Here is a 24,423-nt window from a genome sequence, read left to right as displayed (position 1 = left end):
CGCCATGCGTGGATGCTCTTGCTGTTGGTCTTGACCTTCCAGTCCGCCTTGAGCGAGCCGAGCACCGCAGGTCCGGCGAGGGCGAAGAGGCGCCGATGTCCTGTAGAGCCGACTGTTGGTCGGCTGACTTCTGCGCGCCGTCCCTCGACGGACCGAGGAGCGCAGGGCACCGGTGCGCAGCACCGGCTCGCGACCTGGCGGCGTGCTTCTTTGGTTACTTTCTTTGCACGAGCAAAGAAAGTGACGCCTCCCCGCAGGCGCGGGAAAAGGCTGCCGGGCAGCGCCCGGCACTACCAGTGTGTCGGACGACGCTGCGTCGGCGCCGTCAGCCCTTCTGACTCACCGCCACGCTACCCAGAATCAACGCACCCGCAATCAGCATCTGCAGCGTCACCGGCTCGCCCAGGAACAACCAGGCGAACGCAGCGCCGAACAGCGGAACCAGATAGGTCACCGTTGACGCGCGCGACGGGCCGATGCGGCCGATCAGGCGATAGAACATCAGGAAGGCGAATCCGGTGCAGACCACGCCCAGCGCGATCGCCGCGCCCCATGCCTTGCCTGGGATCGGACCCTGCGGCAGATGAGTGAGCGCCATCGGCAACAACCACAATGAGGCGCACGACAACGTGGCAGCGGCTGCAGCAGCCGAGGGCAGACCGGTCATGTGCCGCTTCACCAGGTTCACGCCCAAGCCGTACAGCAGCGAGGCGGCGGCACCGGCAAGTACGGCCGTGCCGATGCTCAGCCCCGAGATCTTGGCCGTGGCCAGCACCACCACGCCGGCAAAACCCACCAGCAGCGCGCCGGCACGGCGTACACCGATCTTCTCGCCGAAGAACAGGAAGGCGATCAGTGCGGCAAACAGCACCGTCATCGCATTGCAGATCGCACCGATCGCAGCCGGCGCACGCTCTGCGGCGTAAGCGAACAGCACGAACGGCAACGCCGAATTGACCAGGCCGATCGGCGCCAACCACAACCAGCGGCGCGGTGGGAACTGCGCGCGTGCGCGCCACAGGAACGGCAGCAACACCAGTGCGCCCAGCACCAGCCGTACCTCGACCAGGGCGAACGGCCCGAATGAAGGCACCGCCACCCGCATGAACAGGAACGAGCAGCCCCAGATCGCGCCGAGCAGGGTCAATTCCAGCGGTGTGCGCCAATCACGCTCGGTCGCTTGGGGTATCGCATTCATGTGCTCTGTCCGTTCGTCATCGTGGCGCTGTTCCGGCCACACAGGATCAGCCGCAGACGCCCGCTGCACAAGCGCGTAGTATCGCTGCCAGCCACAAATATGGTTTGAGGCTGGACATGCTGCTACGCCCTTCCCTGCTTCCCGCCCTGGCCGTTTTCGCGGTCGCTGCGCGCCATCAGAACTTCGCCCAGGCCGCGCAGGAACTGCATCTGACCGCCAGCGCGGTCAGCCACCATGTGCGGCGCCTGGAAGAGGTGCTGGCCACGCGCCTGTTCCTGCGCCATGCACGCGGGGTACGCCTGACCGCCGAAGGCCGGCAGTTGGCCGACGCCGCCAGCGCGGCGTTCACCGATGTCGCTGCCGTCGCCCACCATCTGCAGCCGGACGCGGACAGCGTGCCGCTGCGGATCGCGACGCTGCGCTCGCTGTCGTACTGCTGGCTGCTGCCACGGCTACCGCGTTTCACCCAGGCCCATCCACACATCCGCATCGAGCTGCACACCGGCAGTGGCCTGGACCGTTACGACGAGAACGGCCCGGAGGTCGGCATCCGCTACGGACTGGGCCAATGGCCCGGACTGCACGCGCAGCACCTGATGGACGACAACCTGTTTCCCGTCGCGTCCCCCGCGCTGCCGGGAGTCGAAGCACTGCAGGACCCGGCACGCATCGCCGAGCTGCCGCTGCTGAGCGATCTGTCACCACAAGGCTGGCGCGATTGGTTCCGCCATGCCGGCGTGCGTCCGCCGTCACCGCTGCCGGCAATGCACACCTTTGCCGACAGTACCGATGCGATGCGCGCGGCGGTGTACGGCATGGGCGCGGTGCTGGCGCGCACCCACGTCGCCCAGCCGTACCTGCAGCGCTATGAGCTGGTACGCCTGCCTGGCCCTGCACTGAAGGCACGCTATGCCTATTACGTGGTGCATGCCGAAGGGCGACCGCCCAGCCCCGCCGCACGGCTGTTCATCGACTGGCTGCTGGGCCAGGCAGCGGATGAGCGCACGCCGGTACCGGCGTTGCCGGACAGTCTGCTGGGCCGCCCGAGCACACCCGGCTGACTGCGCCCTCACCCGATCTTTGCCCAGCGCTGGCTAGGCTGCAGGCGAACCCCACAACGTGCTTCCGCCATGGCCCTGCTGCGACTGAGAATTACCGGAACCGAAGATGATGCCCGCGCGATCAGCGACCTGCTGCTCGGCCTGGAAGGCATCGAACACGTCGAAGAGACCGACGACCTGATGCCGCACATGGATGACGATGATTCCAGCTCGGCCGGCCTGTCCGACGACATCGGCCCGGGCACCCACGAACTGGAAGTGGAAGTAGGCAACGAGAGCACCGCGCAGAAAGTGCGCGATGCGGTGCAGGAACTGGCGCTGGAACTGGATGTGTTCGTCGAATACGAGACCGACGAAGGCTGAGCGTCCGCCGAGCATGGCGCGGCGCTACCCGATGCTCGAGGCACGTCGGTAGCGCCGGGCCATGCCCGGCGAATACGGGGCGCGGTTCGATCAGGGCTTGCGGCGTCGGCGACGGATCAGCGCACGGACGATCCAGGCCATCACCAGCGTTACCACGCCCACCGGCAGCAAAGCGGCCGCGGCACGGATCAGGAATGCCACGCTGGTGCTGAGAATGCTGCCCGACTCGCTCAACGCTTCGCCGATCTCGCTGCGGCTGCGCTGGCCGGACGTCGTGTCGAAGTGCATGGTCACCAGCTGGGTATCAATGCGCCTGCGCTGCTGGGCGGCGACCTTGTTGGCCTGCTCCACACCCGCCTCGATCTCCGACAGGCGCGTGGTGATCGCCATCAGATCCTCGATCTTCAGATCGCCGCGGTCCTGGTAGGACAGCAGCCGCGCGTGCTCCTTCTCCAGCCGAGCCTTGGTCAGCGCGGTGTCGGCCACCTGCTGGGCCAGGTCCTCGGCACGCGTGTTGCGCGCCTGCAGCTTGCCGCCCTCGCCGGCCAGGCCGATCAGCGATTCCACGCCCTTCGGCGCGATGCGTACCTTGACTTCGCCACTGGGCTGTTCGCCACTGCGCTGATCCACCTGCAGCACCGCGCACTCACCGAACTTCGCGTTCTGGCACGCCTGTGCGACCTGCTGGATGCGCGGGGCGATCTGCGCTGCTTCCAGCTGCACCTGCACATCGTGCTCGTAGGCCAGGAAAGCGCCTTCCGGCGAAGCGACAGCGGCATCGGCATCGGCAGCGACTGCGCCGGCCTCCTGCGCTCGCTCACCGTTCTTGGCACAGGCCGCCAGCACCAGCAGCAATGCCGGCATGATAACCACGCGCGTCCACACGCGAGGCGCCGTCATCGCGAGGCTCCGTCGAACGCGGTGATCGACAGCCCACCCAGCTCGACCTGTGGCAGGCAGCGCACGTTGATCGCCACCATCGGCTGGCCACTGCGCGGGTCCACCGCCTCGCTGTACGGCGCGGTGCCGCACTCGCGGCAGTGATGGTGATCAATGTTATGGGTGTTGAACTGGTAGGTCGCCACGTCGGCGATATCGGTGCCCAGCTGGAACGCCTCGCGCGGGGCGAACCAGAGCAGGCTGCCGCGGCGGCGGCACATCGAGCAGTTGCAGTCGATGACGTCCTTGATGGGGGCGTCGGCCTGCACGGTGAATGCGATCCTGCCGCAATGGCAGCTTCCCTGGTATTCCATGTCCCGCGCTCCGCTGGAGAGTCCTTGTATGCACCCATGGTAATCCTATGGCACGGGGACAAAGCAGCCCCGGGGGCCTATGCTCGAGGATTGACCCCGTACAGGAATGCCGATGCGCCCGCATCTTCTTGCCCTCGCCCTCGTCGCCGCCCTCGCCGGTTGCCAGCCGGCCGATGCCCCGACCAACGGTTCCACCCCGGCCGCCAGCCAGCAGGCTGGTGATGCGGCGGTCGACGCCGCCTTCGCCGACCTGTCCAAGCGCGCCCTGGATACCTGGATGCAGCTGTCTCCGGTCAGCGCCACCCAGATCGGCGACCACCGCTATGACAGCGAGATCGACGACCTGAGCGCGGCCGGCCAGCAGAAGACCGTGGACGCCTACAAGGGCCTGCTGGGCGAGCTGGACAAGATCGAGGTGGCCAAGCTGGGCCGCGAAAACCAGGTGGATGCAGCGATCCTGCGCAACCAGCTGCAGTCGGAAATCTGGAATGCCGAGGTCATGCAGTCCGGCAAGTGGGATCCGCAGCTGTACAACGGCGTTGCCGGCAGCGCGATCTACGGCCTGATGGCACGCGAGTTCGCGCCGCTGCCCGAGCGCCTGAAGGCCGCCACCGCGCGCATGGAGAAACTGCCGGCGATCTTCGCCCAGGCCCGCGAAAACCTGGATCCGGCGCGCGTGCCGAAGATCCATGCCGAGACGGTGGCCAAGCAGAACAAGGGCATCCTCAGCATCGTCGATACCTTCATCACCCCGCACATCGGCGAGCTGCCGCAGGCCGACCAGCAGCGCCTGCAGGCCGCCATCGACGGCCTGAAGAAGGCCGTGGACGAACAGCAGACCTGGCTGGACAAGACCCTGGTGCCGAACGCCAAGGGTGACTTCCGCATCGGTGCGGAAAAGTACGACCAGAAGCTCAAGTTCGCGCTGAATTCCTCGCTGTCGCGGCAGGAGATCGGTGAGCGTGCACGCGCCGAACTCAAGCGCGTGCGCGAGGACATGTACGGCATCGCGCAGACCGTGCTGAAGGACAAGCCGGGCGCACCGGAAATGCCGGCGCAGCCGACCGACGAACAGCAGCAGAAGGCGATCGAGGCCGCGCTGGAGCTGGCCTACGCTGACAAGCCGGCGCGCGACAAGGTGGTCGACGACGCCAAGGCCGCACTGGAGCAGTCCACTGCGTTCGTCCGCGAGCACGACCTGATGACCCTGCCCGACGCGCCGGTGGACATCATCCTGATGCCGGAATTCCAGCGTGGCGTGGCCGTGGCCTATTGCGATTCGCCGGGCCCGCTGGACAAGAACCTGAAGACCTTCTACGCGGTTTCGCCGATTCCGGACGACTGGAACGACAAGCAGGTCGATTCGTTCCTGCGCGAATACAACTCGCGCATGATCCACCTGCTGAGCATCCACGAGGGCACCCCGGGCCACTATCTGGAAGGCTGGCATTCGGCCAAGTTCCCCTCCACCCTGCGCGCGGTGCTGCGCTCGGGCCTGTTCGCCGAAGGCTGGGCGGTCTACACCGAGCGCATGATGCAGGAGCAGGGGTACCTCAACAACGACCCGCTGTTCCACCTGGTGCAGCTGAAGTTCTACCTGCGCACGATTTCCAACGCGATCCTCGACCAGGGTGTGCACGTGGACAACTGGGATCGCGAGAAGGCGATGCACCTGATGACCCACGACGCCTTCCAGCAGGAAAGCGAAGCCTCGGGCAAGTGGGTGCGTGCGCAGCTGACCTCGGCTCAGTTGCCGACCTACTTCGTCGGTGCGCAGGAACACTTCGACACCCGCAAGGCGATGCAGGACAAGCTGGGTGACAAGTTCAACCTGAAGGCCTACCACGACCAGATGCTGTCCTACGGCGCACCGCCGGTGCGCTTCGCACGCCAGCTGATGCTGGACCAGCCGATCGAGTGAGGGATCGGGTGTGAGTTGAATGGGAACGGCCCGGGGAAACCCGGGCCGTTTCTTTATCCGTGTGGCACAGCATCCACGCATGGCGTGGATCTACTGTTGCGCATCCACCGTGCGGTGTTGGTCATTGCTCCGCGGCTACAAAACCACCGGTCTGCCGTGCCCACAAGCGCGCGTACAGTCCACCGGCCCCGATCAGCTCGGCATGGCTACCGGTCTCGACGATCCGGCCCTGGTCCATCACCACCAGCCGGTCCATGCGCGCGATGGTCGACAGGCGATGGGCGATCGCGATCACCGTCTTGCCGCCCATCAGCTCGTCCAGGTTGTCCTGGATGGCCGCTTCCACTTCCGAGTCCAGTGCCGAGGTCGCCTCGTCCAGCACCAGGATCGGGGCGTCCTTCAGCAGCACACGGGCAATGGCGATGCGCTGGCGCTGGCCACCGGACAGCTTCACCCCGCGCTCGCCGACATGCGCGTCGTAGCCACGACGCCCTTCCCCGTCGACCAGCGTGTCGATGAAGGCCTCCGCGCGCGCCTTGGCCACGGCCGCGCGCAGCTGCGCGTCGGTCGCATCGGGACGGCCGTACAGCAGGTTGTCGCGGATCGAACGGTGCAGCAGCGAGGTGTCCTGGGTGACCACGCCGATCTGCTGGCGCAGGCTTTCCTGGGTGACGTAGGCGATGTCCTGATCATCGATCAGGATGCGACCGCTTTCCAGGTCGTACAGCCGCAGCAGTACGTTCACCAGCGTCGACTTGCCGGCACCGGAGGGGCCGACCAGGCCGATCTTCTCGCCCGGCTTCACCACCAGGTCCAGGCCGGCAATCACGCCGCCCTTCTTGCCGTAATGGAAATGGACATCCTGGAAGTGCACACCGCCACGAGTCACCTGCAGCGGCACCGCATCCTCGCGGTCCTGCACGGTCAGCGGCTGGGCGATGGTGGTGATGCCATCCTGCACGGTACCGATGTCTTCGAAGATGCCGTTGATGGTCCACATGATCCAGCCGGACATGTTGTGGATGCGGATCACCAGGCCGGTTGCCAGGGTGATCGCGCCGACGGTGATGTGTCCGCCGTTCCACAGCCACAGTGCCAGGCCACAGGTGCCGGCGATGAGGAAACCATTGACGATGGCGATGGTCAGGTCCATGCCGGTGGTGATCCGGGTCTGCGCGCGGTGCTTGACCGCCAGCTCCTGGATCGAATCGGCGACATAGGCCTGCTCGCGGCCGCCGTGGGCGAACAGCTTCAGCGTGGGAATGTTGGTGTAGCCATCGACGATGCGTCCCATCGCCTTGGAGCGCGCCTCCGAGGCGATCCAGGCCCGCTCCTTCGCGCGCGGCACGAAGTAGATCATGATCACCACGTAGGCCAGCAGCCACAGGATCAGCGGCACCATCAACCGCCAGTCGGCCTGCGCGAACAGGTACAGCGCGGTGCCGGTATAGACCACGATGTACCACAGCGAATCGACCATCTGCACCGCCGACTCGCGCAGCGAGGTACCGGTCTGCATGACCCGGTTGGCCATGCTGCCGGCGAAGTCGTTCTGGAAGAAGCTCAGGCTCTGCCGCACCACGTAGTTGTGCATCAGCCAGCGCGATCGATTGCTCAGCCCCGGCACGATGGCCTGGTTGACCAGCAGGTTGTGCAGGCCGACCAGGATCGGGCGCGCGATGACGGTGATGAACAGCATCCAGCCGAGCGTATCGGCATGGCGCTGGAAGAAGTCCGCGCCGGGCTGCTCGGCAACCATGTCGACGATGCGGCCGAGGAAATCGAACATCGCCACTTCCACCAGCGCCAGCAGCAGGCCGGCGACCAGAGTGGCCAGCAGCACCGGCCACACCGGCCGCAGGTAATGCAGGTAGAACGGCACCACGGTGCGCGGCGGCATGCGCCCGTCAATGGGCGGAAACACCGGAATCAGGGATTCAAACCAACGGAACATCGCATTCCCTCGCCATCGATAGCCGGCGGAGTATCCCACGCCGCGTGTGTACGCCGGCCGACGATCATTACCGGTTCCGGGTAGCGCCGGGCCATGCCCGGCGGATCGCCTGCAACCGCGCTACGCGCTCGCCGGACGTGGTCCGGCGCTACCCGTCCGCTCGGCCAAACGGTAGCGCCGCGCCCGGCGGCGTCATTTCACCGGCGTGAACAGCAGGTCCTGGAAATCGAAGCTGAAATCGGTCAGGTCCGAGATCGGCTGCATGCGCACCTCGCGCACTTTTCCATCCGGGTCCAGGCTGAAATTGACGAACGCATCGGCATTGAGCGAGCGGTCGTCCCAGCGCACGATGAAGGTGTCGTGCTGCCAGTGCTCCAGGCGGCCGCTCAGCTGTGCGGTCTTCGCAAAGCGCAGGCGCAGGCCCTTGCCTTCCGCCGTCACCACCATGTCGCCATACCAGCGGTCGCGGTAGGTGGCCGCATACCCGGCCAGCGGCAACGACGGCCTGCTGCCCTTGTCACGCTCGGCCTGGTGCTTGGCCCACGCTTCGTCGGCCTTGTCCTGGCCCTTGGCCACGCCCTTGGCATAGGCATCCACCCAGTCGTGCTTTTCACCGCCAAGGTAGGCATCGAGCACGCTCAGCGTGATCGCATTGAAGGCCGCACCCACTTCCTGGTTGGTCAGCACCACCACGCCCAGCTTCTCGCCCGGCACCAGGGTCAGCCGCGAAACCATGCCCGGCCAGCCACCGGTGTGCCAGACCAGCTTCTGCCCGCGATAGTCGCTCAGGCTCCAGCCCTCGCCATAGCCGGCGAAGTTGGCCCGCGCCGGTGCCAGCTCCGGCACGCTCGGCGCCGGGATCGTCTGCGGCGTGATCATCTGCCACATCTGCTGCTGGCTCTTGGCGGTGAACAGCGCAGTGCCATCGGCCAGCTTGCCTTCGGCCAGCTGCACCTGCATCCAGCGCGCCATGTCGTGGGCACTGGAATAGATGCCACCGGCACCGGCATTGTTCGACCAGGTCAACGGTGCAACGGTGCGCAGGTCCTTGAAATCGTACTTGGCGTGGCCGACCGCAGCATTGTCGCCGGCCTTGAGGTGATCGGCGTTGTAGCGCGTGCCGGCCATGCCGACCTTGTCGAAGATGCGTGTCTGCAGGAACTGCTGGTAGCTCATGCCTGAAACGTGCTCGATCACCTGCTGGGCGACCGCATACAGGATGTTGTCGTAGGCATAGCGCTCGCGGAAACCGCCCTTCAGCGGCACCTGGCCGAGGCGCTGCACGACTTCGGCATTGCTGTAGGAGGTGGTGGGCCAGAACAGCAGGTCGCCCGCGCCCAGGCTCAGGCCACTGCGGTGGGAAAGCAGGTCTCGGATCGTCATCTGCCCGGTCACGAACGGATCGGACATGCGGAACGATGGCAGGTGGTCGATCACCTTGTCGTCCATCTTCAGCTTGCCGTCCTCGGCCAGCAGATTCAGCGAGGTGGCAGTGAAGGCCTTGGTGTTGGAGGCGATGGCGAACAGGGTATCGGCCTCGACCGGCGCCGGCTTGCCCAGCTCACGCACGCCCCAGCCGCGTTCCAGCACCACCTGCCCGTCCTTGACCACGGCCACGGCGATACCGGGCACGTCGAACTGCGCGCGCACGCGCTCCACGGTCGCATCCAGGTCCTGCAGCTGCTGCGGGGTCGCCGCATTGGCCATGGTCGTGCACGCAAGCAGCACGGCTCCTCCGATCCAGGTTTTCATCCAGCACCATCTCCGAACAGGGGTAGCGGCCATGTGCAGGCCGTCACCGGGGTTTCGCGCGATGGTAACGGCCCCGGGTGCAGCCTGCCCTGTGCCATAGGAGGGGTACCATGGTTGCGAACGGCCAGAGCAGCAACGGCTCCACCATCATTCCGTGCCTGCGCTACCGCGATGCGCTGGCGGCCATCGACTGGCTGCAGCGCGCGTTCGGTTTCCACGCGCAGGCCGTGCATGCCGACGGCAATACGGTGCATCACGCGCAGCTGGTATTCGGCCAGGGCATGATCATGCTCGGATCTGCCAGCAACAGCGGCGAATGGGCCAAGCTGGCGGTGATGCCCGATGAAGTCGGCGGCCGGCAGACCCAGAGTGCCTGCGTGATCGTCACCGATGTCGACGCCCACTATGCCCGGGCCAAGGCTGCCGGTGCGCGCATCGTCATCGACATTGCCGACCAGGGCTACGGTGGACGTGGCTATGCCTGCGCCGACCCGGAGGGCTACCTGTGGTGGTTCGGCAGTTACGATCCGTGGCGGGCGGAACACACGCAATGACGGCACGGCAAGCGTCTGCAGCGCCGGTCCGCTGCGGTATCGGCGGCTGGGTGTTCCCGCAATGGCGTGGGGGCGCCTTCTATCCGCCAGGACTGATCCAGCGCGAAGAGCTGGCCTATGCCAGTCGTGCGTTGCGCTGCATCGAGATCAACGGCACCTTCTACCGCACCCCGACAGCTGCCCAGTGCGCGCAGTGGGCAGCGCAGACGCCGGAAGGTTTCCGGTTCTCGATGAAGGCCCCGCGTCATCTGGTGCAGCGTCGCGACCTGTCGTCCACGATCGAGGCGGCCAGCGCGTTCCTGCAGGCGGCCGTCGCGCTGGGCGACCGGCTGGGCCCGTTGCTCTGGCAGTTCGACCCGCAGCACCCGGCCGATGCCGCAGCGCTGGATGCCTTCATGGCACAGCTGCCCAGGCAGTTGGATGGAACGGGGTTGCAGCATGCGTTGGAGGTGCGCAACGCCAGCGTCCATGGGCCGGAACTGGTGCAAGCGGCGCGCCGGCATGGCGTGGCCCTGGTGATCGAAGACAGCGACGAATCGCCGCTGCATGGCGACATCACCGCGGGCTTCGTCTATGCACGGATCAAACGCAGCCAGGCCAGACTGGCCGAAGGTCTTCCCCAGCCGATGCAGCAGCGCTGGGCCACGCGCGCGCGGTGCTGGGCCCGGGGTGAGGCGGTGGACGACCTGCCCTGCCTGGCCGCACCGTCCCCTGCCGCGCCGCGCGAGGTCTACCTGCTGTGCATCGGCGCCGGCAAGGTGCGCAATCCGGCGGCGGCGATGGCGCTGCAGCGGGTCATCGACGGCGCCAGCGGTCCACTGCCCACAGCAGTGTCCAGACCAGCACGAACACCCCGCCGACGCGCAGCACGCTGAGGCCGAATGCACGCGAACCGATCCGCTGTACTTCCAGGAACGGATACGGTGCGCTGCCCAGCCACGAGGCCGTGAGCATCGCCCAGCCCAGGTAGGCCAGCGGCACCAGCAGCACCACACCCAACGCACGCCAGCGCAGGCCACCATGTGGCAGCAGCCCCGCCCAACCGGCCAGATACAGCATCGGCACCACGTAGTGCAATCCGGCATCGGCCCACCATTGCAGGCCAGTTGGCTGCCACAGCCCCTGCAGCGCCAGCAGATAGATCAGGCCGGTCACGCCGATGCACAGTGCCAGGGTGGCGGCTACCGTAGGTCGCAGTGCGCGGCCGCTGCAGAGCCAGAGGCAGCCCAGGCACACGGCCAGATTGCTGAGGATGGTGAAGTAGCTGAAGAAGCGCAGGCTCGCCACGCCGGGTCCCAGGCTGGCGCCGATGCCGCGCATCAGCAGGGCAAACTGCAGCAGCAGCGATGCTGCCGCGACCAGCGCGGTCAGCAGCGCCCAGCCGCGCAGCAGAAGAAAACGGGCAGCAGGCATGCACGGCTCCCTCGTGGCAACGCCGCGAGCATGCCACAGGCATCGCCCGCCGATGCGGCTTGCCTCACAATACGCCGATGAGCACACCCGACACCCGCAAAGCGCTTTGGCAGATCCACTTCTGTGTCCTGCTGTGGGGCGTCACCGCCATCCTCGGCAAGTTGATCACTCTGCAGGCGCTGCCGCTGGTGTGGTGGCGGATGCTGCTGGTGGTGGCAATGCTGGCGTTGCTGCCGCGGGTCTGGCGCGGGCTGCGCACGTTGCCGCTGCGGCTGGTCGCCGGCTATGCCGGTATCGGCGCGCTGGTGGCCCTGCATTGGCTGACCTTCTACGGCGCGGTGAAGCTGGCCAATGCCTCGGTTGCCGCCACCTGCATCGCCCTGGCACCGGTGTTCACCTCGATCATCGAGCCCTGGGTGGCCAAGCGTCCCTTCCAGCTGCGCGAACTGGCCTTCGGCCTGGCCGTGCTGCCCGGTGTGGCGCTGGTGGTGGGTGGCGTGCCCGACGGCATGCGCCTGGGCGTGTTGATCGGTGCGCTCTCGGCCCTGCTGGTGGCAGTGTTCGGCTCGCTCAACAAGCGCATGGTCAGCCATGCCGATCCGCTGACGGTCACCGCGCTGGAACTTGGCGCGGGCACGCTCACCCTGACCCTGCTGGCACCGCTGATGCCGTACCTGCTGCCAGCGCTGGCCAGCCCGTTGTGGATCGTTCCCGACCTGCACGACGGCATCCTGCTGCTGGTGCTGGCCGGTGTCTGCACGCTGCTGCCGTTCGCCCTGGCCCTGGTCGCGCTGCGCCACCTCAGCGCCTACACCGTGCAGCTGGTCACCAACCTGGAACCGGTCTACGCCGTGTTGCTGGCCGTGGTGCTGCTGCGCGAGCAGCATGAAGTCACCCCGTGGTTCTACCTGGGCGTGGCGATCATCGTCGGTGCCGTGTTCCTGCATCCGCTGCTCAACCGCCGCAAGCGCGTGCAGCATCCGGAAATCCTCGGAACATCCGAAGCGCGCAACATCGCCGATTGAGCGCGTCCGCGCATTGCGTGGATCTTCGCGGCACCCGTCTCAGCGCTGCGGCCAATGCCAGGCCGGTGCATCCAGCAGGCCCTGCCCGCTCAGCAGCGTACGCCCGTGTTCCTTGTGCAGGTGCATTGAATGGCACTGCGGTGCCTGTTCCAGCGCGGCAATCAAGCGCGTGGCGTGCGATACCACCCAGACCTGGCTGCGTGCACTGGCGGCGATGATCAACCGTGCCAGCGCCGGCAGCAGGTCCGGATGCAGGCTGGTCTCCGGCTCGTTGAGCACCAGCAGCGGCGGCGGCCGTGGCGTGTGCAGGGCCGCGGCCAGCAACAGGAACCGCAGCGTGCCGTCGGACAATTCGGCCATCGACAATGGACGCAGCAGACCGGGCTGGTGGAAGCGCAGCGCGAGTCGGCCATCCAGTTCCTCGAAGCTGACCGTCGCTCCCGGAAATGCATCCTCGATCGTCCGCGCCAGCGCCTGCGGATCGCCGACTTCCAGGATCGTCACCCAGGCGGCGGCGAGGTCGCGGCCGTCGTGGTGCAGCACCGGGGTGCGGGTCGCCATCGCCGGTTGTCGCGCCGGTGCATCGGCATCGCTGCGGAAGTGGTCGTAGAAGCGCCAACGGCGGATGTACTCGCGCAAGGTGATGGCTTCCGGCATGCGCTGCGGATCGCCCACCTGGGTGAACAGGCTGTCGAACAGCGAAAGACGGTCGTCCACCAGGTCCCAGCCGCGTGCGTGCCGCTGCCGCACCAACGCACCGCGGCGGTCGACCAGCAGATTGGCGCTGCGCAGGAACGGCCCTGCCCAGATCGCTTCAGCCTTGATCTGCGGGTCCAGCGCGAAAGCTGATCGGCTCGGTGGCGGATATCCGAGGTCGATGGCGTAGCCGAATTCATCAGTGGCGAAGCCCAGCTTGAGCCCCACCGATTCCTGGCGCGGCCCGCCCTGCAGCGGGATGTCACCGGCCAGCACGCGGCGGTCGATCTTTTCCGGACCGGCCCACAGCGCCGAGCCCAATCCCCCCTCCCGCGCCAGTACCGCTGCAACACCGCCCTGCGCGGTTTCCGCCAGCAGGCGCAGCGCGCGGTACAGGCTGGATTTGCCACTGCCGTTGTCGCCGGTGACCACGTTGAGCCGCTGCATCGGCAGCACCAGCGCATGCAGCGATCGGTAATTGGCGATGGCCAGGGTCTGCAGCATGGTCGACGTCCTTGCGGTGAGACGTTGAGGGTGCCGTACGGGTATCGCAATGGCTGCGACTGCACGCAAAGGCCCGGGCCATCCACGCATGGCGTGGATCCACCGCAGCCGCGCGGGCGGTCAGGGCGCCACTTCCACCCGGTTGCGGCCGGCGCCCTTGGCCCGGTACAGCGCGGCATCGGCACGGGCCAGGGTCTGGTCAGACGTTTCACCGGGCTGGTGCTGTGCCACACCGATGCTGATGGTCACCGGGAAGCCCAGCGGCAGGTTGGACACGGCCACCCGCAGGAACTCGCATTGCAGTTCGGCGGTACGCAGGTCCGCGTCCGGCATCAGTGCCACGAATTCCTCGCCGCCATAGCGCGCGGCCAGACCCCCACCGGCGAAGTGCGAGCGCAGCAGCGCCCCCAGTTCGGCCAGCACCCGGTCGCCGGTCGCGTGGCCCTGGAAATCATTGATGTGCTTGAAATGATCGATGTCCAGCAGGGCCACGCAGGTCTGCCGGTCGCGGCCATCGACGGCAATCACCGCCTCGTCCAGCGCCGCTGCCAGTGCCCGCCGGTTGGGCAGGCCGGTCAGGGCGTCGGTACGGCTCTGTTCGGCCAGGTCGGCATTCTGGGCCAGCAGCACATCGTGATACTCCGACAGCAGGCGTTCGTAATCGTTGCGCTCAAGCATGTGCCGCTGGATATCCAGGGCGAAACGGCGCAGCTCCATCACCACCATCACCTGCCGCGACAGCGCGGCCAGCGCTTCGGCCTTGTCGGTCGCCAGCTGCTGCGGCCGCGCGTCGAACACGCACAGGGTTCCCAGCGGCAGGCCGTCGCTGCTGATCAACGGCGCACCGGCATAGAAGCGCACATGCGGGTCGCCGGTCACCACCGGATTGTCGTGGAAGCGGACGTCCTGCAATGCATCCTCAACCACCATGATTTCCTGCGGTTGCAGGATCGCGTGGCCGCACATCGACTCGCTGCGCAGGTTCTCGGTCGCGTCGATGCCCTGCATCGACTTGAACCACTGGCGCTCGACGTCGATCAGGGTCACGGCCGCCATGGTCGTGCCACACACCGCCTTGGCGATGGCCACCAGGTCATCGAACGAGCGTTCGCGCTCGGAATCGAGGATCCGGTAGCGGTACAGCGCCTCCAGGCGCAGCGCTTCGTTGGCGGGCTTGTCGGGCTTGATCATGCAGCGTCACGTTCCGGCAGGGCGCCGCAAAGTCTAGCGGATGCGGGCGGCCAATCTGCATTCCGGTAGTGCCGGCCGTTGGTCGGCTCCCTGATGTTCATTGCCAGCACCGTGCAGTTGCCGGCCAGCGGCCGGCACTACCGGCCGTTGCTTACCAGTCCTGCTGCTGCGGCAACAGGCCGTGAAGCTCCTGCTCGGTCAGGTTGCGCCACTGGCCCGGCTTCAGTGCACCGATCTTGATGTTGTCGATACGTACGCGGCGCAGCTGGGTCACGCGGTAGCCGAACTCGGCCGCCATCAGCCGGATCTGCCGGTTCAATCCCTGCTGCAGGATGATGCGGAAACCGAACTTGGCGATCCGCGAGGTCTTGCACGGCAGCGTCATCTGGTCATGGATGCGCACGCCACGGGCCATCGCGCGCAGGAATTCGTCGGTGACCGGCTTGTTCACTGCCACCAGGTATTCCTTCTGGTGGCCGTTCTCGGCGCGCAGGATCTGGTTGACGATGTCGCCGTTGCTGGTCATCAGGATCAGGCCTTCGGACTCCTTGTCCAGGCGGCCGATCGGGAAGATGCGCTGTTCATGGCCGACGAAGTCGACGATGTTGCCCTTCACCGTGCTTTCGGTGGTGCAGGTCACGCCCACCGGCTTGTTCAGCACGATGTACACGTGGCGGCGGGCGCCCGGCTTGCGGGCAGTGCGCACGCGCAGGGGCTGGCCGTCGACCAGCACCTTGTCATCCTCACCGACCACCGCGCCGGTGCCGGCGGCATGGCCATTGACGGTGACCCGGCGGGCGGCGATCAGGCGATCGGCCTCGCGTCGGGAGCAGAAGCCGGTGTCGGCGATGTATTTGTTGAGTCGGCTGGTCATCGCCCCATTATCCGGCATCACCGCCCTTCCCGCCTCATGCCGTGGTCAACGGATCTTCGGTTTCGCCATCGAACACCCGGTTGCGGCCACTGCGCTTGGCCACGTACATGGCGTGATCGGCGCGCCGCAGCAGCGCGGCCAGGTCATCTTCCGCCGGTCGCCACTGTGCCATGCCGATGCTCGCGGTCACCTCCAGAGCGGGCACCTGCAGGTCCCGGCAGGTCTCGGTGATGCGCTGGCGCAGGCGCTCCAGGCGGGTGGCCGCAACCTCACGCGGCATGCCCGGCAACAGCAGCAGGAACTCCTCACCCCCCATCCGCACCACCTGGTCCTCGCTGCGGACAGCGGCGCGAAGCGCGCGGGCCACGGCCACCAGCACCTGGTCGCCGATCTCGTGGCCATGGCGATCATTGATGTCCTTGAACAGATCGATATCGAGGAAGCCGATCACCAGCGGCCCCCTCTCACGCTCGCCGCCCTGCAGATGCTGGGCCAGCTGCTGCAGGCCGGCACGGCGGTTGGGCAGGCCGGTCAGCATGTCGGTCTCGGCGAGCTGGCGCATTTCATCGCGCTGCTGGCGCAGCCGGCCCAGGCGCAGGTTGAGCGCATAGGCCGCCATCATCAGCAGCCAGGTGACCGCCAGCTGCAGGGCCTCCACCCGGTATTCCATCAACCAGTGCGCGCTGGCGGCGTCGGCCACGATCAGCATCAGCATCGGCGCCAGTGCGGCCAGTCCGGCCAGCGACCAGACATCGCCGCGCAACCGGGCCCAGATGCCCATCGCCAACGACAGCGCACAGCCGGCAATGAAGCTCCACTGCAGGACCTGTGCGACCACGACCAGTCCATCGCGCTGCAACCACGGCACCAGTGCCGCCAGCGTGAGCAGGGACCACAACACCAGCTGCTGGCCCGCGCGCGAACGTGGCAGTACGCGGTCACCGCCGTTCAGGCGCCACAGCGCCGGCAACACCAGTGCCTGGGTCGCTGCAGTCAGCGCCAGCAGCCACCAGTCACCGCGCCCGCCGACGCGCAGCCAAGGCTCGGGATAGCCGCTGAGGCCGCCCAGGATCGACTGCCACAGCACCAGCACCAAGGTGGCACCGATATACATCAGGAAGCTGCGGTCGCGGGTGGTCAGGTAGGCCATCAGTGCCGATAGCGCCAGCGCGATTGCCACGGCGATGCATGCGGCGCGCACCAGCAGCCGGGCAGTGTCGTTCTGCTGCACCGGGCTGGGCGCACCCAGCTGCAATGTGGGAACCCAGCGCGCCTTCAGCGGCGTCTGCCAGGAGACCAGGAAGGGTTCGTGGCTGCCGGCAGCGGGTACCGCCACCATGCCGATGCCCGCACGGAAGCGCGAATCGCGGGTGCGCGCATCCTGCATGTTGCCGCAGATCTCACGATCACCGTGCTGCAGCCGCACTTCGCCGGCAAAGATGTTGAAGACATCCAGCGCCTGCGGCTCGCCGGACCAGCCTTCTGGCGGGGCATTCACCCGAGTCTGCTGGCGCGGCCCGGCCAGCATCTCCGGCGTGCACGCGCGATGGGGCGTAGGTTCGGCTGTCGCGGTGCCGACCAGAAGGTAATCGCGGCCAGCGTCGACGCTGCGCGCATGGCCCAGCCACGGCAACGCCAACCACACCAGCAGCAGGACAAGCACCGCCCCTGTTTCCAAACGCACCTGCCTGCCGCCCACGCCACGTCCTGTTCCTGCTTACGTCCGCGCCCATTGCGCGTCGCCCCTGGCGGCATTATCGCAGCGGAATGCACCACCGATGTGTAGACCAAAGTGGCGGGGGTATTGGCCGGGCTGCCGCCCGGCACCCGCAGAGGCCGGAGCCGAAGCAACAGCGAAAGCGGCTACCGAGGTGGGCGGGGCGGTATGGGCAGGCAGGACACGCCGTAAACCCATCCATGGGGCTCGATGGCGCCTTGCTCGTGTGCGCCGTCCTGCGCACACGGCAAGACCGGGGTTGGGCGTCCTGCCCAATCCGCCCGAGGGCATGCCTCGGGCCCATGGCGCCAACGGTCCTGCCTGCCCATACCGCCCCACCCCTGACAGTGTCCCGCCATCTGGTAGATCCACGCCGTGCGTGGATGGATGTTCATACCGTTTCGAAATCAATGAATGGATTGGATTTCATCCACGCATGGCGTGGATCTACGTGTCGACCAAGGTCGACACCCACCAGGAGCAAGTCATGCCATCCCGACAGATTGTGGAGATCTGTCGAAGGCGGGGTGGGTCCGGTTGCGGGGGCGTGAGCGCCATGGATGGCGCGACCGAGCCTACAGGGACGTACTTGCGGCGTCCCCCGCAACCGGACCCACCCCGCCATCCCACGGAATGCAGCTGTTGCTGTTGCTGCTGACGTTGCCGGCCAGCGGCCGGCACTACAGCGGGTGCCGGGCGCCGCCCGGCCGCAGCACCTTCAGCCGACAGCCGATGGCCCCTGCGTACCGGCCAACCGCATCGGTCGCAGGTCAGCCAGGGTCAGCCGTTCCAGCGGCTGCGGCCGTTCAATGGCATAACCCTGCAGCCCCTGCACGCCCATCCCGGCCAGCGCCTCGGCAATTTCGGTGGTCTCCACCCACTCGGCCACCACCTCCATCTGCAGTTCGCGGCCCAGCTCGCTGATCGCGCGCACGCTGGCCCGGCTGACCGGATCGGTGTCCATGTCGCGCACGAACGCCCCATCGATCTTCAGCATGTCCGCCGACAGCTGCCGCAGATAACCGAACGAGGACAGGCCCGAGCCGAAATCGTCCAGCGCCACCCGGCAGCCGCGCGCCTTGACCGCGTCGATGAAGGCACGCGCCTGGCTCAGGTTACCGATGGCCGCCGTTTCGGTGATCTCGAAACAGAGCTTGGACGCCAGCGCGCGGTTGCGCTCCAGCAGGTCGCAGACGAAGGCCAGGAATCCCGGCTCGGCGATCGACTGGGCCGATACATTGACGTTGCACAGGCCCAGCTGCCGTACGTGCGCCGGGCACACCTGCAGGTGGCGGAAAAGCAGGCCGAGCACGTGCCGGTCCAGTACCACCGCCATGCCGTAGCGCTCCACCGCAGGCATGAACTGGCCCGGCAGGTGCAGTACGCCTTCACTGTCACGCATGCGCACCAGCACCTCGTAGTGCAGGTACGACGGATCGCCGACCTTGGCGATGCGCTGCGCATACAACAGCATCCGGTTCTCGGCCATGGCGCGACTGACGCCCTGCAGGCGTTCGGCCTCCAGCCGTCGCTCCTCCAGCGCCAGCCGGTTTTCGTTGAAGCAATGCACGCGGTTGCGACCGGCCTGCTTGGCCGCATAGCACGCGCTGTCGGCCGCGCTCATCAACCAGTTCACGTCCGGCGCCTCGGCTGTCACTTCGACCACGCCGACACTGCAGCTCAACTGGGGGCTGCCCTCGCTGACCGGGAACGTGGCCTGGCCCAGGTTGCGGATCAACCGCTGCAGCACACGCTTGGCTTCATCCTGGTTGGCGCGGGCAAGGAACACCGCGAACTCGTCCGCCCCCAGGCGGCCGACCCAGTCGCCATCGCGCACCGCGCCGACCAGGTACTCGGCGAAACTGCGCAGCATCTGGTCGCCGGCCGCGTGGCCGAAGCTGTCGTTGACCAGCTTGAAGTGGTCCAGGTTGATGTAGCCCAGGGCATGGGTTCCACCGTCGGAGCGGACCTGCAGCAGCGATTTTTCCAGCAGGCGCTCGATCTCCCGACGATTGATCAGGCCGGTCAGGGGGTCATGGCTGGCGTGGTGCTCTATCTCACGTGCCAGGGCATGGTTCTGGCTGACATCCTCGACGATGGCGAACACCGACAGGCGGCCGCTGGCAGTGCGCACGCCGGTACCACTCCAGCGCCCCCACACCAGGCTGCCATCGCGGCGCCGGAAGCGCAGCTCGCCCGGTCGCAGCTGGCGCTCCCAGTCGATGTGGCCACTCTCATCGATCACCAGCTCGCCCTCCATCAGCAGCTCGGCCAGCGACATCTGCAGCAGCACGTCCCGACGATGGTCGAGAATGTCGGCCATCGCCTGGTTGGCCTCCACCACCCGGCCGCCGGCATCCAGCTTGAGCATGCCGACGTTGGCTTGGTAGAAGGCAGCCCGGAAGCGGCTCTCATGCTCGGTCAGGTCCTTGCCCACCCGGCGCGCCAGAGCCACCGCCATCAGGCTGATCAGCAGGACCGACAGGCCGCCCACGGCCAGGGTCGCGATGCGCACCGCGCGGGCCATGCGCAGCAGTGCCTGCGAGAACGCCTGCGCCTGCCCGCGCAGCTGGTGGTCGATGCCACGCAGCTGATGCAGGTAGTCATCCACGGTCGCCTCGTCCAGCGGCCCCGAGCCATGGCGCCGTTGCAGTTCCTCCGCCAGCGACTGCATGGCCAGCAGGTTTGCGTCGGTCTGCCGCCACAACCAGGTGGCTTCGCGGAAGGCTCCGACGTTGCGCGCATGGCGGAACGAGAAGATCAGCCGCGGAATGTCGGCGCGGGCATTGCCCCCACGCAGAAAACCGGCGCGGGCTTTCGCCTCGTCCGGTTCGGGTTGCTCCAGCGCCTTGCGGGCCTGCAGGTCACCCAACGGAACCTGCAGTGCCGTCTGGGCATCCTGCAGATCCTGCAGATGGCCACGCGCCAGGTAACGGCTGAGCGCTGCGGTGGCGTCCTGCTGCCCCCGCGACCAGTAGCCCTGCCCTGCGATCCATGCGGTCGATGCCGCCTGCAGCTCCTGGATCACAGCCGACAGCGCGACCAAGCCGATCGCCATGCCCGTCAACAGCGCAAATCGCAGTCCCAGCCCGCGGGTCATCGGTACCCGTCGACGCTGTTGGTCCATGCCACTTCTACCCATCCTGGATCCCCCGAATGTGCTGCGGTGACAATCTCCTACGGAACCGCGCCAGCCTAGAACCGCAGATGTGTGGGCCATGCGAAACCGGACCCGGCCGGTGATCGGCAGCGGCGGCCGGGCCGCCCTGGCGCCATGCAAACAACAACGCCAGCCCGGAGGCTGGCGTTGTTCGTCTACTTCAGCGCGGCTTAGAAGCTGCGCGGGCCACGTGGCTTGTTGAAGCCATCACGACGCGGCGGACGGCTGTCGCGGTCGCCGCCGGGGCCACCCGGACCGCTGCGACGCGGAGCTCCCGGGCCACCCGGACCGCCCGGACCACGCTTGTCGAAGCGCGGCTTGAACGGACGCGGCGCCGGATTGACCTCTTCACCGGCGGCCAACGGGCGCATCTGCAGCTGCTGGCCGGACACCCAGACCTTCTGCAGGTGGGTCAGCACGTCCGACGGCATCTGTGCCGGCAGATCCAGCAGCGAGAAGTCGTCGTGGATGTCGATACGACCGATGAAGCGGCTTTCCAGGCCGGCTTCGTTGGCGATGGCGCCGACGATGTTGGCCGGCTTCACGCCATGCTGGTGGCCGACCGAAATGCGGTAGGTCTCCATGCCCTGCTCCGGTGCACCGCGCGGCGGCACGTCACGGCGCGGGCGCTGCTCGAAGCCACCCTCGGCATCGTCACGACGCGGGCCACGCTCGAAGCGCGGGCCGCGCTCGTTGCGGTCGCCACGTTCCGGGCGCTCGGTGCGCTCGAAACGCTCGCGCGGCGCACGCTCTTCGCGCGGTGCACGCACCGGCGGCTGCAGCAGGAACGGGGTATCGCCCTGCATCATCTTCGCCAGTGCGGCGGCCACCTCGATGGCCGGCACGTTCTGCTCGGACTCGAAACGCTCCAGCAGCTGGCGGTAGAAGTCCAGGCCGCCCTGGCCCAGCGTCTCGGTGATGCGCGAGGTGAACTTGTTGATGCGGTTGTCGTTGACCGCTTCCACGCTCGGCAGCTGCATTTCTTCGATCGGCTGGCGGGTCGCACGCTCGATCTGGCGCAGCATGCCCTTTTCGCGCGGGGTGGCGAACAGGATTGCTTCACCGCTGCGGCCGGCACGGCCGGTACGGCCGATGCGGTGAACGTAGCTTTCGGTGTCGTACGGGATGTCGTAGTTCAGCACGTGGCTGATGCGTTCCACGTCCAGGCCACGAGCGGCCACGTCGGTGGCGACCAGGATGTCCAGCTTGCCTTCCTTCAGCATGGCGATGGTGCGCTCACGCTGGGCCTGCTGCATGTCACCGTTGATGGCGGCAGCGGCCAGGCCACGGGCCTGCAGCTTGCTGGCCAGCTCTTCGGTGCCGGCCTTGGTGCGCGCGAAGACGATCATCGCGTCGAACGGCTCGACTTCGAGGATGCGGGTCAGCGCGTCCAGCTTGTGCATGCCGCTCACCCACCAGTAGCGCTGGCGGATGTTGGCCGAGGTGGTGGTCTTGGTCGCGATGGTGACTTCGACCGGGTCCTTCAGGTACGTCTGCGCGATACGACGGATGGCCGGCGGCATGGTGGCCGAGAACAGCGCCACCTGGCGCTTCTCCGGCAGCTTCTTCAGCACCGCTTCGACGTCGTCGATGAAGCCCATGCGCAGCATTTCATCGGCTTCGTCCAGCACCAGCGTCTTCAGCTCGGACAGGTCCAGCGTGCTGCGGTTCAGATGGTCGATGACGCGGCCGGGGGTACCGACCACGATGTGCACGCCGCGGCGCAGGGCCGTCAGCTGCTGGCCGTACGGCTGGCCGCCGTACACCGGCAGCACGCGGAAACCGGGGATCTTGGAGGAATAGGACTGGAACGCCTCGGCAACCTGGATGGCCAGCTCGCGGGTCGGGGCCAGCACCAGGGCCTGCGGCTTGATCTGCTGCAGGTCGATGTTGGACAGCACCGGCAGCGCGAAGGCCGCGGTCTTGCCGGTACCGGTCTGGGCCTGGCCCAGCACGTCGCGGCCTTCCAGCATCGCCGGGATGGTGGCAGCCTGGATCGGCGACGGCGTTTCGTAGCCGATGGCAGTGACAGCCTGCATGACAGAATCGGACAGGCCGAGCTGCGCGAACTGCAGCTGCGCTTGGGTTTCTTGGGACATGGGGAACTCCGAAGGCACTGCCACGAGCATGGCAGGCGAAAAAAAAGGGGGATTCCGCGCTTTGGGCGCCCTTCTTATCGCGTGCCCTGGCGCTGCTCGGTTGGAGCTGAGGTTTTACTCGCTCAGAGCGGAATGATACCGCACTGTGCCTGAACAAGGTGTACAGGAAGCCAACGGCATGCCGTTACGGCCCGCCGTGGCGCACAATAGGCGCCCATTTTACCGCCGCGGGCCCTGTCCTGCAGCGCCTGCCCCAGGAAACCCGTTCCATGCAGATCCTCGAATTCGACCTCGACGGCGATTACGTCGAACTCAAGCAGTTGCTGAAGCTGGCCGACCTGGTCACCAGCGGCGGCGAAGCCAAGATGGTCATCAGCGAAGGCCTGGTGCTGGTCGATGGCGAGGTCGAGCTGCGCAAGGCCTGCAAGATCCGCGCAGGCCAGGTGGTCGAGTTCAACGACAGCCAGATCCGCGTCCTGGCCGCCGCGTAAGTCACCGCGTGGCCGTCAGGCCACGCGCTGGGTCAGGTGGGCGGCAATCAACTGCCGGAACGGTGCCACCCCCTGCGCTACCCGCAACCCGGCCGCCCGCAACAGGCGCGCCGGACGACGGTCGTCGGTATACAGGCTGGCAATCGCATTGGTCGCTTCATACAGCGGCCGCGCCGCCAGCCGATGCCCGCGCTGGTAGCGGCCCAGCATGCCGGCCGCGGCGATGTCCGCTCCACGTCGCTGCCGCTCGGCGATGCCCTGCGCCAGCCGCTGCGCGCTGGCCAGGCCCAGGTTGAAACCATGTGCGGTGACCGGGTGCATGCCCACTGCGGCATCACCGATCAGTGCCGAACGTTCGCCGACAAAGCGGTGCGCATACACCCCGACCAGGGGATAGGCCTGTGGCGTGGCCACCGGCTGCATGCGTCCCAGGCGGTGTTCGAAGAAGCCGCTGATGGCCTCCCCGAACGCGATCTCATCCATCGCCAGCAGTGCTTCGATCTGCCGCGGCGGCAGGGTGATCACCGCCGATGCCTGGCCTTCGTTGAGCGGCAGCAGCGCCATCGTGCGGCCATAGCCGAACCATTCCCAGGCCGTGTGGTGATGATCGCGCTCGACCTGCATCCTGCAGACCAGCATCGATTTGCCGAAGTCACGCATCTGCGCACCGATGCCGAGCATGCGGCGGGTGCCGGAGAAGCGACTGTCGGCACATACCAGCAGCCGCGCATGCAGCTCGCTGCCATCGTCCAGGCGCACCACGTGGCCCTGGCTGTCGGCGCGTACCGCCTGCACCTTGCGGCCATCAAACAATTCCAGCCCGTTCTGGCCCTGCACCGCCTGCCAGGCCGCACGGCGGATCAAATGGTTGGGCACCAGCCAGCCCAGCGGCTGGCCATCGACCTGGCTGCTGGCGAAGGTCAGCGCGAAGGGCGAACCTCCGTTCAGTACCCGCGCGTCGCGCAGTTCGGCAACCTCGGCTTCGGGCAGGCGCTGCCACAGGCCAAGCTGTTCCAGGCTTTGCCGCGAGGCATGGGTCAGGGCGATTTCGCGGCCATCGAAGGCCGCCTCGGACAGGGCCTGGCGCGGCTGTGCCTCGACCAGCCCCACCTGCAGGCCAGTGCTGGCCAGCGCGCGCGCAAAGCACAGCCCTGCCGGTCCGGCACCGACCACCACCACGTCCATCCTGCGCATGCG

At 67.1% G+C, this 24,423-nt stretch carries 20 protein-coding genes; 7 read left to right on the top strand and 13 right to left on the bottom strand.

The annotated features are described in order from the left end of the window. Nucleotides 1-325: 325 nt before the first annotated feature. Nucleotides 326-1,198, bottom strand: coding sequence for a DMT family transporter (locus tag CR918_RS04910; protein ID WP_025877696.1), 873 nt, complete (start codon nucleotides 1,196-1,198; stop codon nucleotides 326-328). A 116-nt stretch (nucleotides 1,199-1,314) separates the two neighbouring features. Here CR918_RS04910 and CR918_RS04905 point away from each other — a divergent pair, with 116 nt between their 5' ends. Both CR918_RS04905 and CR918_RS04900 read left to right on the top strand, forming a co-directional pair. Next, complete coding sequence (locus tag CR918_RS04905) at nucleotides 1,315-2,259, top strand: LysR substrate-binding domain-containing protein (protein ID WP_025877697.1); 945 nt, start codon at nucleotides 1,315-1,317, stop codon at nucleotides 2,257-2,259. A 69-nt stretch (nucleotides 2,260-2,328) separates the two neighbouring features. Beyond that, nucleotides 2,329-2,622, top strand: a complete 294-nt coding sequence (locus CR918_RS04900; RefSeq protein ID WP_025877698.1) for a hypothetical protein — start codon at nucleotides 2,329-2,331, stop codon at nucleotides 2,620-2,622. 90 nt (nucleotides 2,623-2,712) lie between these two features. Here the strand turns inward: CR918_RS04900 and CR918_RS04895 are convergent, their stop codons facing one another. Further along, a complete protein-coding gene (locus tag CR918_RS04895; protein WP_099842185.1) occupies nucleotides 2,713-3,522 on the bottom strand; it encodes a DUF4349 domain-containing protein in 810 nt (269 codons plus the stop codon). Then, the gene (locus CR918_RS04890) at nucleotides 3,519-3,875 is read right to left on the bottom strand and encodes a GFA family protein (protein ID WP_099783365.1); all 357 of its coding nucleotides are present in this window, start codon (nucleotides 3,873-3,875) and stop codon (nucleotides 3,519-3,521) included. The genes CR918_RS04895 and CR918_RS04890 overlap by 4 nt, the downstream gene beginning before the upstream one ends. Before the next feature lie 112 nt (nucleotides 3,876-3,987). On the opposite strand from CR918_RS04890, the gene CR918_RS04885 reads away from it, so the two are divergent. Further along, on the top strand, nucleotides 3,988-5,796 hold the full coding sequence (locus CR918_RS04885; protein ID WP_025877701.1) for a DUF885 domain-containing protein: 1,809 nt from the start codon (nucleotides 3,988-3,990) through the stop codon (nucleotides 5,794-5,796). A 121-nt stretch (nucleotides 5,797-5,917) separates the two neighbouring features. On the opposite strand, the gene smrA is transcribed toward CR918_RS04885, so the two are convergent. Further along, nucleotides 5,918-7,750 (bottom strand): multidrug efflux ABC transporter SmrA, encoded by a 1,833-nt coding sequence (smrA, locus tag CR918_RS04880; RefSeq protein WP_099842184.1) that lies wholly within the window; start codon nucleotides 7,748-7,750, stop codon nucleotides 5,918-5,920. Between the two features lie 192 nt (nucleotides 7,751-7,942). Then, nucleotides 7,943-9,502: a serine hydrolase gene (locus tag CR918_RS04875; RefSeq protein WP_059063573.1), complete on the bottom strand. Its 1,560-nt coding sequence runs from the start codon at nucleotides 9,500-9,502 to the stop codon at nucleotides 7,943-7,945. 110 nt (nucleotides 9,503-9,612) lie between these two features. On the opposite strand from CR918_RS04875, the gene CR918_RS04870 reads away from it, so the two are divergent. After that, nucleotides 9,613-10,056, top strand: a complete 444-nt coding sequence (locus tag CR918_RS04870; RefSeq protein ID WP_099842183.1) for a VOC family protein — start codon at nucleotides 9,613-9,615, stop codon at nucleotides 10,054-10,056. Further along, a complete protein-coding gene (locus CR918_RS04865; RefSeq protein ID WP_099842182.1) occupies nucleotides 10,053-10,931 on the top strand; it encodes a DUF72 domain-containing protein in 879 nt (292 codons plus the stop codon). The genes CR918_RS04870 and CR918_RS04865 overlap by 4 nt, the downstream gene beginning before the upstream one ends. On the opposite strand, the gene CR918_RS04860 is transcribed toward CR918_RS04865, so the two are convergent. Further along, a complete protein-coding gene (locus tag CR918_RS04860; RefSeq protein ID WP_099842181.1) occupies nucleotides 10,852-11,469 on the bottom strand; it encodes a Pr6Pr family membrane protein in 618 nt (205 codons plus the stop codon). The genes CR918_RS04865 and CR918_RS04860 overlap by 80 nt on opposite strands. 77 nt (nucleotides 11,470-11,546) lie before the next feature. On the opposite strand from CR918_RS04860, the gene CR918_RS04855 reads away from it, so the two are divergent. After that, a complete protein-coding gene (locus CR918_RS04855) occupies nucleotides 11,547-12,494 on the top strand; it encodes a DMT family transporter (RefSeq protein ID WP_099842180.1) in 948 nt (315 codons plus the stop codon). 39 nt (nucleotides 12,495-12,533) lie between these two features. Here CR918_RS04855 and CR918_RS04850 read toward each other — a convergent pair whose 3' ends face one another. The 6 genes from CR918_RS04850 to CR918_RS04825 all read right to left on the bottom strand — a co-directional run bounded on the left by CR918_RS04850 (nucleotide 12,534) and on the right by CR918_RS04825 (nucleotide 22,735). Further along, nucleotides 12,534-13,694, bottom strand: a complete 1,161-nt coding sequence (locus tag CR918_RS04850) for an AAA family ATPase (RefSeq protein WP_099842179.1) — start codon at nucleotides 13,692-13,694, stop codon at nucleotides 12,534-12,536. Nucleotides 13,695-13,814: 120 nt separating this feature from the next. Further along, on the bottom strand, nucleotides 13,815-14,885 hold the full coding sequence (locus CR918_RS04845; protein WP_025877715.1) for a sensor domain-containing diguanylate cyclase: 1,071 nt from the start codon (nucleotides 14,883-14,885) through the stop codon (nucleotides 13,815-13,817). Nucleotides 14,886-15,036: 151 nt separating this feature from the next. Next, the gene (locus CR918_RS04840) at nucleotides 15,037-15,759 is read right to left on the bottom strand and encodes a pseudouridine synthase (protein WP_033830696.1); all 723 of its coding nucleotides are present in this window, start codon (nucleotides 15,757-15,759) and stop codon (nucleotides 15,037-15,039) included. A gap of 34 nt (nucleotides 15,760-15,793) precedes the next feature. Beyond that, a complete protein-coding gene (locus CR918_RS04835; RefSeq protein WP_099783355.1) occupies nucleotides 15,794-17,458 on the bottom strand; it encodes a sensor domain-containing diguanylate cyclase in 1,665 nt (554 codons plus the stop codon). Between the two features lie 736 nt (nucleotides 17,459-18,194). After that, entirely contained in the window at nucleotides 18,195-20,618 is a 2,424-nt protein-coding gene (locus CR918_RS04830) for a putative bifunctional diguanylate cyclase/phosphodiesterase (protein WP_099842178.1), read from the bottom strand. 188 nt (nucleotides 20,619-20,806) lie between these two features. Then, nucleotides 20,807-22,735, bottom strand: coding sequence for a DEAD/DEAH box helicase (locus tag CR918_RS04825; protein ID WP_025877722.1), 1,929 nt, complete (start codon nucleotides 22,733-22,735; stop codon nucleotides 20,807-20,809). 269 nt (nucleotides 22,736-23,004) lie between these two features. On the opposite strand from CR918_RS04825, the gene CR918_RS04820 reads away from it, so the two are divergent. Continuing rightward, the gene (locus tag CR918_RS04820) at nucleotides 23,005-23,226 is read left to right on the top strand and encodes an RNA-binding S4 domain-containing protein (RefSeq protein ID WP_025877723.1); all 222 of its coding nucleotides are present in this window, start codon (nucleotides 23,005-23,007) and stop codon (nucleotides 23,224-23,226) included. Nucleotides 23,227-23,241: 15 nt separating this feature from the next. On the opposite strand, the gene ubiM is transcribed toward CR918_RS04820, so the two are convergent. After that, nucleotides 23,242-24,420 carry a 5-demethoxyubiquinol-8 5-hydroxylase UbiM gene (gene ubiM / locus CR918_RS04815; RefSeq protein ID WP_099842177.1) on the bottom strand — a complete coding sequence of 393 codons (1,179 nt, stop codon included), beginning with the start codon at nucleotides 24,418-24,420 and terminating at the stop codon, nucleotides 23,242-23,244. Nucleotides 24,421-24,423: the final 3 nt, after the last annotated feature.

This window comes from Stenotrophomonas indicatrix (assembly GCF_002750975.1).
Classification (GTDB): Bacteria; Pseudomonadota; Gammaproteobacteria; order Xanthomonadales; family Xanthomonadaceae; genus Stenotrophomonas; species Stenotrophomonas indicatrix.
This window is presented reverse-complemented; position numbering and strand designations above follow the sequence as displayed.